The organism is Ramlibacter sp. Leaf400 (assembly GCF_001424545.1).
Lineage (GTDB): Bacteria > Pseudomonadota > Gammaproteobacteria > Burkholderiales > Burkholderiaceae_C > Ramlibacter.
On the sequence record NZ_LMQL01000012.1, the window covers coordinates 579,187 to 589,402 of the forward strand.

The following is a 10,216-nucleotide window of genomic DNA, read 5'->3' on the forward strand; positions in this document are numbered from 1 at the left end:
ATGGCCCGCATCGACCCCGTCGCACCGGAGGCGATGGCGCCCGAGCTCCAGGAGCTGCTCGCCACCCGTCCGCCCTACAACATCTATCGCGTCCTTGCGAACGCACCGACGCTGCTGCCTGGCTTCGTGCAGCTGGCCGGCTCGGTGCTGACGAAAACCGAACTCGACCCGCAGCTGCGCGAGATCGTGATCCTTCGGGTCGGCGCGCATTGCCGCTCGGCCTACGAGATCCATCAGCACGAGCGACTGGCCCGCCACGTGGGCGTGAGCGAGGAGCGTATCCGCAGGGCGCTCGACCTGCAGGCTGCTCAAGCCAGCGACAGCCTGGAGGACAAGGTGCTGCGCTTCACGGACAGCGTCGTCCGCTCGGTGAAAGCGCCACCCGAGCAGTTCGAAGCTATGAAGGCGTCCCTGGGGCCGCGGCAGCTCACCGAGTTGCTGCTGACCATCGGCCTCTACATGATGGTGTCACGCGTCCTGGAGAACCTGGAGGTCGAGATCGAGCAGGACGGTGTCGACATCGGCAGTCGGGCCTACTACCCACCGCCGCAGCGCTAGCGGCTCTTGAGCCCCGAAACTCCTTGCGGCCCCCGAGAACTCGTTCGAGGTGGTCGCCCGCTCGTGGCGGTCTGGGCTGGGGGCCAGCACGCCCGATGCGCTGAAGACGTGATGGGGCGGCTGGAGCGAAACGTGCCGCCGCAGCAGAGCTGGCAGGCCGACTCGTGGCTCAGTGGTCGTGATCGATGCGCAGCGCTTCCAGGAACCTGGAGACCAGGTTGTAGGCCGCCACCGTGGCGGTGAGCTCGACCATCTCGCGTTCATCGAAGTGGCGCCGCACCGCATCGAAAACGGCATCGGGCACGTGGATCTCGCGCGTCATGGAGTCGCAATACGCCAGCACGTCCCGTTCCACTGCGTCGAAAGCGCCGAAATCGCCTGCGCGCAGTGCCTGCAGTTGCTGCTGCGACATGCCCTCGGCCAGCGCGAACGGCGTGTGCTGGTCGAACTCGTACTCCGCTTCGTTGATCACGGCCACGCGCAGGATCACCAGTTCGCGCAGCCGGGGCGACAGCTGGCACTTCTGACGGATCGCCGTGAGGAAGGCAAGCCAGCCCTCGGCCACGGGCGGGCTGTGCAGCAACATCCCGTACAGGTTGAGGACTTGGCCGCGCTCGCGAACGATGCGCTCTACGAGGGGTGCGGCTGCGGGGTCGTCCTGATCGGCGTAGAACAGGCGGGCCATCGGCTTACTCGGTGATGTTGTTGTCTTTGACGAAGCGCGCCCAGGTGCTGATCTGCTTCTCCACGAAGGGCTTGAACACTTCGGGGCCACCGGCGGTGATGTCGATGCCCTGGGCGCTCAGCTTCTGCGCCACCTCGGGCGTGCGCAGCGCCTTGGTCACGGCCTCGTTGAGCCGCCGCACGATGGCCGGGTCCACCTTGGCCGGGCCGATCACGCCCCACCATGCGGGCGCGTCGAAGCCGGGAAAGCCGCTCTCGGCGATGGTGGGCACGTTGGGCATCTGCTTCGAGCGCGTGCTGGTGGACACCACCAGTGGCTTGAGGCTGCCGCTGTCCACGTGCGGCTTGACCAGGAACAGCGAGCCCACCACCAGAGGCACGTGGCCGCCGGCCGCATCGTTCATCAGCGGCCCGCCCCCCCGATAAGGAATGTGGGACCAGTTGAACCCGGCTCCCTTGGCCAGCGAGGCGATCGCCAGGTGGCCCAGGCTGCCGGTGCCGATGCTGCCGTAGCTGGATTGCTCCTTGCCCTTGGCGGCCTGCACCAGGCTCGTGAAGCTGGCGTGCGGCGAACCTTTGGTGGCGGCCAGCACCATGGGGGCGGTGCCGATCAGCGTGACGTGCTCCAGGTCCTTCAGCGTGTCGAAGCCCATGTTGGGCTTGAGTCCGGGATTGACCGCGTGCGTGTCGAACACCACGCCGAAGGTGTAGCCGTCGGGCGCTGCCCGAGCCACTGCGGCGGTGCCGATGGCGCCGGAGGCGCCGCCGATGTTCTCCACCACCACCGTCTGGTTCAACTGCGGCCGCAGCGCCTCGGCCAGGATGCGCGCCACCTGGTCGACCGAGCCGCCGGGCGGGAACACCGCGATGAGCCGGATCGGCTTGGATGGCCAGTCCTGGGCCGCGGCGATGCCGGCCGACAACGCGACGAGGGCACCGATGATCAGCTTCTTCACGATGTGGACTCCGGTGGCGAGGAGTTGGCATGCTAGAAGCGTCGCGTGCGTCGAAATACCCCTGCTTACCCTGAGCTTCTGGACGCTCGGCGCAGTACGCGACCGGCACTGCGCGCACCAGTGACTTGCCGGTCAGCCGCCGCGGCGCGTGCTTTCCACTTGCCCTCTGAACGTCAGCTAGGCGAGCCCACGCGATTGGCCTGGAGTTGGCGGATGCGCCGTTCCACGTAGTAGCCGCCGTACTCGGTGTAGCGCAGGAATGGCAGGTGGCAACTCACGCACGCCCAGACCTCGCAACGGTTGTAGGGGTGGTGCGCCAGCGAGATGGGCGCCAAAGGGGACCAGCTGTCAACGCCCACCGGGCGCGGTGCTTCTTCCAGCGTCGGCTCGTCATCCTCCGGCAGCCACAAGGCGCCGATGGGTTGCAGCAATGCCTCGTCGCCAGTGGTGGGAAACGCCTCCCAGCCCGGGCTGGTGAACGGCCTGCAGCTGGGGCACGGGGTGCCGCCACGGTGCCGGCGTGCAAGTGCTTCGACGGCCGCAGGACTCAATCGTGGCAGGGACATCGTTCCATTTTGCCGTCGCCGGCCATCCCATGCTCCGGGCCTTGACCTTGCCGCTGAACCGGAGCGTTAGCCGCTCCTCGTCCGCAGCCACCCTGTGGCACCGCTGCTTCGGGTCTAAAGCAGACACCGCACTGGCCGCTCGGAAGACAAACAGGCCCGTCTGTCGCCTCCATCCATCTCGAAGCTGGACTGTTCGTGCGCGCTTTGTGAAGCTGTGGACCTTCCATAAGCCTGCGAGGCTGAAATCATGAAACACGCTCTGAAGGTCGTCTCCATCGCATCCACGTTCGTGTGCCTTCTGTTGGCATCTGGAGGTGCTGCGGCCGGGGATGTGGGGCCCGCGGTCGGCGGGGGAGTCGGAGGAGCCGCGGGTGCGCTGATCGGCAGCCAAGTCGGCGGCAAGAACGGCGCGGTGATCGGTGGTGCGTTGGGCGGCGGCGTGGGCGCAGCCGCGACGACATCCGGTTCGGGTAAAACCGGTGCCATCGTGGGCGGAGCCGTCGGCGGCGGCGCTGGTGCCGCGGTCGGGCAAAAGCTGGGCGGCAGCACGGGAGCCGTGGTGGGCGCAGGCGCGGGCGGGGCCCTCGGGTCGAGCGTTGGCAAGTCGCTCACCGATAAAGGTTCCGCGCAGCCGAAGGTCGTCGCGCAGCCCGCACCGGCAGCCGTTGTCGTGCGCGCCGATGGCGAGGCACGCGCTCACGCACCTTCTGGGCGTGGCAACTTCTGCCCTCCTGGACAAGCGAAGAAGGGGCGTTGCTAGGCATTCTTCAAGCCGGCTGCCTGCGCCTTGCCGGAAGGTCAGGCTCGCAACTGATTTCCAGAGCGGCTGCTCGGCAGACCGGAAGCCTGCCCGCTCACACCGGTGAGCAGGGCCTCCACGGCGAGCAGGTCAACGGGCTTGGTGAGGTGCACGTCGAAGCCCGCCGCGACGCTGCGAGCCCGGTCCTGCTCGGTACCCCAACCGGTCAGGGCTACCAGCAAGGTGTGCTGCCAACCGGGCAGAGCACGCAAGCGCGAGGCCACTTCGTAGCCGCTCATTCCCGGCATCCCGATGTCGAGGAAGACGATGTCGGGCCGCCATGCCTCGGCCTCGCGCAGGCCCGACGGCCCGTCGCAGGCACGCCGCGTCTCGTGTCCTTCCAACTCCAGCACCATCGCCAGCGTCTCTGCAGCGTCCTCGTTGTCGTCCACGATCAGCACCCGCTGCGCGGCAGGCCCCGAGGCGGCGCCCGACGGTGGCACCTGGATCGCGTTCCCTGGGGTCTTGTGTGCCCGCGGCAGCCAGATGGTGAACCTGCTCCCCGTGCCCGGTCCGCCGCTGTGCGCCGCCACACGGCCGCCGTGCATCTCCACCAGCGACTTGACCACGCTCAGGCCGATACCCAGCCCGCCCTGGGCGCGCTCCAGGTGCTGGTCGACCTGCACAAAGCGTTCGAAGACCCGCTCCAGCAGCTCGGGAGGCAGGCCCACGCCCGTGTCTTCCACGCTGATGCGCAGTTCGTTGCCCTCGAGCGCTGCTTTCAGCGTGACGATGCCGCGCGCCGGCGTGTACTTGGCGGCGTTGTTCAGCAGGTTGCCCACGACCTGCACCAGGCGGGTGGCGTCGGCGTTGATGTGCCAGTCCGGGTCCGCGCCGTCCCAGATCAGCGCGTGGCCGTGCGTCTCCAGCCAGGGGCGCGCCGCTTCGACGGCCTGATTCAGGACAGCGTCCAGGGGCAGCAGCTCGCGCCGCAGCACCACCTTGCCCTGGCTGATGCGCGCGACGTCCAGCAGCTCGTCGACAAGTCGCACCATGTGATCGAGCTGGCGCTCCATGATGCCCTGCACATGAGCCTGCTCGGGCGTGGAACCACTGCGCTGTAGGACGGCAAGCCCGGTGCGCAGCGGTGCGAGCGGATTGCGCAGTTCGTGTGCCAGCGTGGCCAGGAAGTCATCCTTCTGGCGGTCGGCGCGGCGAAGCGCCTCCTGCGCCCTCCAGGCTTCCGTGCTGTCGCGTGTGATGCATAGCGCGAACTCCACCTGGCCGTGGGCATCGAATTCCGGCACGAGGCTGCTGATGAAGTGCCGCGTCTCGCCGCCCGTGGGCATGTCAAAGTGGGAGACGCCCGGACTCCCCTCGTCGAAGACCCGGCGAATCTCCGCCTCCCACTGGTCGCACAAGGCCGGGGACATGCCCAGGTCGCGGTTGGTGCGGCCGATGAAGATCGACGGCGGCAGGCCGGTGATGCGCTCGATGGCGGCGCTGACGAACACATGCCTCAGCTCGCGGTCGAAACGGACGATCACATCCGGCGAACTTTCCGTCAGGGTGCGAAGCTCCCGCTCGCGAGCCCGAAGGGCGGCCTCCGTCTCCTTGAGGTCGTGTACGTTCACGACGGTGCCGATCCATCGCGCGGGCAGCGCGCCATGTCCGGGAATGAAGTGCCCTTGCGCCTTGAACCACTCGTACTGGCCGTCGTGCCGTCGCATGCGGTACTCGACCGTGTAGTTCGATTTCGCGGCAACGGCCGACTCGAAGGCCTCACGCGCGCGGTCACGGTCGTCCGGGTGGAGCGCCTGGACCCAGTCACGGCCGAGGTGTTCGTGCGCGGGGATGCCGGTGAACGTCGACCACTGGTCGCTCAGGTAGTCGCAAAAGCCGTCCTCGCGCGTCGTGAAGGTCAGGCCCGGCACGGATTCGAGTGTCTGCCGGTAGAACACTTCGCTGGCGCGAAGTGCCGACTCGGCCTGCTTGCGTTCCGTGATGTCGACGCAAGCGCCGGTCATCGTCTGGGGTCGGCCGGCCGCGTCGAGGAAGGTTCGGCCGCGGTCGTACAGCCAGCGGATGGAGCCATCTGGATGGACGACACGGAATTCCATCTCGAAATCCTCGCCGTGCACCTTGCAGCGATTGCAGCGGTCGATGACCTCGGCGCGGTCCTCTGGATGCACACGCGCGATGAACTCCTCCAGGCCGCGCACCACCTGGTCCGGCTCCAGCCCGAACAAGCGATCGAGCGCCGTGTCCCACCACAGAGCGTCGGTTTGGATCGACCAGCGGAAGGTGCCGGTGCCGCTCGCCTCCAGTGCCACCTGCAAGGCCGTTTCGGTGGCGCGCCGCGCGGTGATGTCCTGGATGGTGCCCAGCACCGAGGTGCAGCGACCCTGCGGGTCGTATCGGGCCACGCCGGTGTTGGCCACCCAGCGGATGGTGCCGTCGGGGCAGACGATGCGGAATTCGCTCTCGTAGCGGCGACGTTGCTCGATCGCGGCCTGGACCTCGGCCTGCGTTCGGCCGCGGTCGTGGGGGTGCACCAGCTCGAAGAAAGCCTCTTTGGAGCCCTCGAAGGTCCCCGGCTGCATGCCGTGGATCGCGTAGCACTCGAGCGACCATTCGACGGCGCTGGTGGCGACATCCCAGGTCCACAAGCCCAGGCCCGCGGTTTCGGCGGCGAGGCGCAACCGGTCCTCGGCGGCCCACGCGTGGGCGCCATCCACAGGGGGCGGCTGGTAGTGCATCTCGGGGGGGAACAGGAAGGGAAAGGGGGTTCGGCGGGCCCAGCACTGTGCCATCTTTTCCCGGCCGTGGTTGCGGTTCGCGGTCCTTTTCAGGTCATGGACCGCGTCGGCGCAACTCATCCGTAGCGCACCGAGGAACCCGATACCTGCACGTCCGGGACCTGACCCCCGGGGTCAAGCGCCCGGCTGTCCAGTGTTGCGGCACAACCACCCAGACGATCCCAGGCTTCCCCACCGTCGTGGGGCACAAGAACGCCCACACCCGTAATCTCCCGGCATCGCCACCAGCCCACCCGTGTGTCGCTGGACCGCTCCGCCCCGCTTCTGCTTCACGCCCACGATGTCACCTCTTGCCCGCCGCGTTCTTCAAGCCGTCCTTTACGAAGCCATCGCCATCGCCGCCGTGGGGCCGGCCCTGAGCTTTGCCTTCGACGAGCCGCCAACATCCACGTTAGGGCTGGCCGTCGTTCTGTCCACGATCGCGCTCACCTGGAACTACGTCTTCAACTGGATCTTCGAGCGCTGGGAATCGAGGCAAATCGTGCGGGGACGCTCGCTTGCAAGGCGGCTTGCACACGGGGCTGGTTTCGAGGGCGGGCTGGTGGTCATCCTCCTCCCCGTCATGTCGCTCTGGCTCGACATCTCGCCGGCGGCAGCATTCGTGGCCAACCTCGGACTGCTCGTGTTCTTCTTCGTCTACGCCATCGCGTTCACATGGGCCTTCGATCGGGTCTTCGGGTTGCCTGCATCGGCCGTGCAGAAAGAGGGGAAGACCGTCGGTGCCTAGCGACGATTCCAGAACGGTGCCGGCCGTCTGCTGCACGGGTCGCGTGCGGATCCGGGCCACGCGGCGGTTGACCAGGCGGGATCTCACGGCCAAGCGCCAGCCGCCCAGCCAGCCGCGTGGCGGCGCGCTGCCGCCGCTGCGACAGAAGTGCGCGGGGTCATGCACGGCGCCGAAGACGTCGAGCACGTCGGCGGCGCGGAATTGGTGCAGCGATTCGCTGCGGCCATCCCATGCGCCCCGCGCCTCGCGCACGATGCCCCAGCCGCAATCACGTACCGATTCGCGCAGCAAGGCCTTGGCATTGGCAAACAGGGCCGGGTCGACCACATAACCGTCCGTGCTGTGCCAGCGGCCTTCCACGAACACTTGGCCGACTGCATGGGGCATCACGGTCGGCATCTCGCTCAGAATCCCGTCGAGGTAACGCGGCCGCAGCTGGACGTAGAGCAAGCGTGCGGGCAATCCAGCGGCACGGCACAGGGCCACGAACAGTACGCCCTTGCTGTGGCAGTCTCCGCGGCCGATGCGCAGCACCTCGCTGGCCGTGACGCGTTCGTCGATGGGGCGGGTGGAGAACGGCAGGCGCCGCACGAAGTCGTGCAGGGCGGCGGCGCGCGCGGCATGCGTCTGCCGCGCCTGCGTCAGCTTCTGGGCGGTGATGCGGACCTTGGGATGACCCAGATCCAACTGCGCCGTGGCACCCAGCCACTGGTGCTCGTCCGCCGCTACGTCCGGGGGGACGGACGCGGACCACCAGCTGTCTGCCGGAGCGAGCGGGGCGGTGCCCGTCATCGCTGCGCCACCTTCGCAGCGGCGGGCTGCATGGCCCCGAGCCGCGCGCTCTCCGCACGTACGCTCAGAGCCGAAGCGGTCGCGACCGGCCGGCCGTCGAGGTTGTTCACCAGGTCCAGCCGCAGTTGGTAGACGCCGGGCGGCGGCGCGAGCCAGACCTCGGTGTGGCCGCCCGGGAAGTCCAGGACCTCGGTTTTGCCGCCCTTGCGTTCGATGGTCAGCCGGAAGTGGCCGGTGTCGGCCACTTTCGCGGCGGCATGGGCCACGTTCAGCCCACTGGCGTGGAACAGCACGCGGAAGGGACCGCGCACCGTCGCGCCTTCGGCGAGGCCGAGAATCTCGACCCGCGGAGGTCCCTGGACCGATGCTGGCGCCACGGCGCGCTGCTCTGTCACGGTGACCTGCAGCGGCTTGCTGTAGACGAAATACGGGATGTGCCCCTGGTCGGCCAGAAGGAGGCTGAGCTGGTACTTGCCTGGGGGCAGGTTCAGGACCGTTTCCATCTGCCCTTTGCCGAAGTGGATGTACTTGTCGGTGAAGGGCAGTGGCTGCCGGAAGTCCAGCGGCAGGGCTTGGTTCACCAAGAGGTGGTGGTGTCCCGCCTTGCCTGCGTTCTTGCCAGCGGGTACGAGGCCGCGCATCGACAGGCCGAACCGGGCGACGAAGGGGGACTGCACCAGGTCGCCATCGTTCAGATTGGTGAAGTGCGCGCTCGGCTGCAAGCTGGCCGGCGGCACGACCCAGGGGTGGACGACAGCTTCGTCGTTGTCGCTCGCCTGGGCGGTCGGCAGGAGCGAGGCCGCGGCAACGGCGAAAGCTGAGAGCAGGTGACGGGCGCGAGATTGCATGAGCTTTCCTGTTTTGTTCAGAATCGAGGGTTGGCTGAAGAGGTTGTGACCAGCGTTGAAATGGGGCTAAACTGAAACAAATGTCGAGTTACTCCGCCAAACTGTCAACGAATTGAGCCTTTAAGCCCGATACAACTGCGGCTCATACCTATGCAAAACCTACTCAACGAAGGCGCGGTCGACGACACGCTCCCGCTCGCGGCCGGCTCGTATCGCATCGGCGGCGTCTCGCGGCTATCGGGGGTGCCCGTCGCCACCCTGCGGGTCTGGGAGAAGCGCTACGTCGCCTTCAGCCCGGCCAAGAGCACGGGGCGGCACCGCCTGTACGTGGAGTCGGACGTGACGAAGGCGCGACTGATGCGACTGCTCACCGCCTCCGGCCACAGCGTCGGTGCCATCGCACGGCTGCCAGTGAACGAGTTGCAGCGACTGCTGGCGGGGGCATCGGCCGAATCAGGCCCGGCTCCCGTGCGGCCGCCCAGGGTGTCGGCCATCGTGGTGGGCGACGCGATTGCCGCACGCCTGCAGACGCCGCAGTGGCGGCGCGGCGATGAAGGCGAGTCGCTCGACGTGCGCCAGGTCTACGCCTCGCTTGAAGAGGCGATCGATGGCGAAGTGCCGCTGGACGAGGCGCCGCCCGCCGACCTGCTGCTGGTGCGACTGAACGCCGTCAACGTCTCCGCCCATCGGATGCTCGCGCGTGCCATCGAACACCATCGGGTCAGCCGCGCCATCCTCCTTTACAACTTTGGTGCCGAGCCGCTGCTCGCGGCCATCCGCACTGCGGGCGTGCTGGTGCGGCGCGAGCCTTTGCCCGACGCCGAGCTGGTGGAGTTGATCCGCTCCCTCAAGGTGGTGAACGCCCGCGAGTCCATGGGCGCCTTCAGCCCGGGCGCGGCGATCCCGCGCCGGCGCTACTCCGAGGCCCTGCTGGCCCGCGTGGCCGCGGCGCCGACATCAATCGTGTGCGAATGTCCACGCCACCTGGCGGACTTGATCAACCAGCTGGCCAGCTTCGAGGCCTACAGCGAGCAGTGCCTGCACGACAGCGCCGAGGACGCGCGGCTGCACGCCTACCTGCGCTCGATCTCGGGCTCGGCCCGTGCGCTGTTCGAGCATGCGCTGCACCTCGTGGCGCAGCACGGCGGAACGGAGTTGCAGGACGACCTGACACACCCTTGACAGACTCCTGCTCCGCCAAAGACCCATGACAAAAACGCGCCTCTCGGCGCGCTTTTTTCATTTCCGCGTTCGCTTGCGTGCTCCCGACTAAAACGCCGCGATCCCCGTCTGCGCCCGCCCCAGGATCAGCGCATGGATGTCATGCGTGCCCTCGTAGGTGTTCACCACCTCCAGGTTCACCAGGTGCCGCGCCACGCCGAACTCGTCGCTGATGCCGTTGCCGCCCATCATGTCGCGCGCCATGCGCGCGATGTCCAGCGACTTGCCGCAGGAGTTGCGCTTCATGATCGAGGTGATCTCCACCGAAGCCGTGCCCTCGTCCTTCATGCGGCCCAGGCGCAGGCA

General features: G+C 67.8%; 10 protein-coding genes and 1 pseudogene. 4 read left to right on the forward strand and 7 right to left on the reverse strand.

Features of this window, described 5'->3' with window-relative positions; all coding sequences use genetic code 11:
• Positions 1–558, forward strand: coding sequence for a carboxymuconolactone decarboxylase family protein (locus ASG30_RS18435; RefSeq protein ID WP_055900094.1), 558 nt, complete (start codon positions 1–3; stop codon positions 556–558).
• A 169-nt stretch (positions 559–727) separates the two neighbouring features.
• Here ASG30_RS18435 and ASG30_RS18440 read toward each other — a convergent pair whose 3' ends face one another.
• The 3 genes from ASG30_RS18440 to ASG30_RS18450 all read right to left on the reverse strand — a co-directional run bounded on the left by ASG30_RS18440 (position 728) and on the right by ASG30_RS18450 (position 2,764).
• Entirely contained in the window at positions 728–1,243 is a 516-nt protein-coding gene (locus ASG30_RS18440) for a carboxymuconolactone decarboxylase family protein (protein ID WP_055900097.1), read from the reverse strand.
• A gap of 4 nt (positions 1,244–1,247) precedes the next feature.
• The gene (locus tag ASG30_RS18445; protein ID WP_327212934.1) at positions 1,248–2,198 is read right to left on the reverse strand and encodes a Bug family tripartite tricarboxylate transporter substrate binding protein; all 951 of its coding nucleotides are present in this window, start codon (positions 2,196–2,198) and stop codon (positions 1,248–1,250) included.
• A gap of 173 nt (positions 2,199–2,371) precedes the next feature.
• Positions 2,372–2,764 (reverse strand): hypothetical protein, encoded by a 393-nt coding sequence (locus ASG30_RS18450; protein ID WP_156385608.1) that lies wholly within the window; start codon positions 2,762–2,764, stop codon positions 2,372–2,374.
• A 247-nt stretch (positions 2,765–3,011) separates the two neighbouring features.
• On the opposite strand from ASG30_RS18450, the gene ASG30_RS22685 reads away from it, so the two are divergent.
• Positions 3,012–3,524, forward strand: a complete 513-nt coding sequence (locus ASG30_RS22685; protein WP_156385609.1) for a hypothetical protein — start codon at positions 3,012–3,014, stop codon at positions 3,522–3,524.
• A 38-nt stretch (positions 3,525–3,562) separates the two neighbouring features.
• On the opposite strand, the gene ASG30_RS18455 is transcribed toward ASG30_RS22685, so the two are convergent.
• The gene (locus ASG30_RS18455) at positions 3,563–6,382 is read right to left on the reverse strand and encodes a PAS domain-containing hybrid sensor histidine kinase/response regulator (RefSeq protein WP_156385610.1); all 2,820 of its coding nucleotides are present in this window, start codon (positions 6,380–6,382) and stop codon (positions 3,563–3,565) included.
• 220 nt (positions 6,383–6,602) lie between these two features.
• On the opposite strand from ASG30_RS18455, the gene ASG30_RS22800 reads away from it, so the two are divergent.
• Positions 6,603–7,049 (forward strand): PACE efflux transporter, encoded by a 447-nt coding sequence (locus tag ASG30_RS22800; RefSeq protein ID WP_055900106.1) that lies wholly within the window; start codon positions 6,603–6,605, stop codon positions 7,047–7,049.
• A gap of 345 nt (positions 7,050–7,394) precedes the next feature.
• Here the strand turns inward: ASG30_RS22800 and ASG30_RS23045 are convergent.
• Positions 7,395–7,841 (reverse strand): annotated as a pseudogene (locus ASG30_RS23045) (transglutaminase-like domain-containing protein); the annotation flags it as partial.
• On the reverse strand, positions 7,838–8,689 hold the full coding sequence (locus ASG30_RS18465; RefSeq protein ID WP_055900109.1) for a DUF4399 domain-containing protein: 852 nt from the start codon (positions 8,687–8,689) through the stop codon (positions 7,838–7,840). The gene ASG30_RS18465 and the pseudogene ASG30_RS23045, both read right to left, overlap by 4 nt.
• Before the next feature lie 150 nt (positions 8,690–8,839).
• Between ASG30_RS18465 and ASG30_RS18470 the strand changes: the two genes are divergently transcribed.
• A complete protein-coding gene (locus tag ASG30_RS18470) occupies positions 8,840–9,871 on the forward strand; it encodes a MerR family transcriptional regulator (RefSeq protein WP_055900112.1) in 1,032 nt (343 codons plus the stop codon).
• Between the two features lie 87 nt (positions 9,872–9,958).
• Here ASG30_RS18470 and ASG30_RS18475 read toward each other — a convergent pair.
• On the reverse strand, positions 9,959–10,216 hold a 258-nt coding region (locus ASG30_RS18475), incomplete at its 5' end, for an acyl-CoA dehydrogenase family protein (protein WP_268793589.1).

Coding starts and splice junctions, on each gene's coding strand:
- ASG30_RS18470 (WP_055900112.1), top strand. CDS start 8,840: ATGCAAAACCTACTCAACGAAGGCGCGGTCGACGACACGCTCCCGCTC.
- ASG30_RS22685 (WP_156385609.1), top strand. CDS start 3,012: ATGAAACACGCTCTGAAGGTCGTCTCCATCGCATCCACGTTCGTGTGC.
- ASG30_RS18440 (WP_055900097.1), bottom strand. CDS start 1,243: ATGGCCCGCCTGTTCTACGCCGATCAGGACGACCCCGCAGCCGCACCC.
- ASG30_RS18450 (WP_156385608.1), bottom strand. CDS start 2,764: ATGTCCCTGCCACGATTGAGTCCTGCGGCCGTCGAAGCACTTGCACGC.
- ASG30_RS18455 (WP_156385610.1), bottom strand. CDS start 6,382: ATGAGTTGCGCCGACGCGGTCCATGACCTGAAAAGGACCGCGAACCGC.
- ASG30_RS22800 (WP_055900106.1), top strand. CDS start 6,603: ATGTCACCTCTTGCCCGCCGCGTTCTTCAAGCCGTCCTTTACGAAGCC.
- ASG30_RS18435 (WP_055900094.1), top strand. CDS start 1: ATGGCCCGCATCGACCCCGTCGCACCGGAGGCGATGGCGCCCGAGCTC.
- ASG30_RS18465 (WP_055900109.1), bottom strand. CDS start 8,689: ATGCAATCTCGCGCCCGTCACCTGCTCTCAGCTTTCGCCGTTGCCGCG.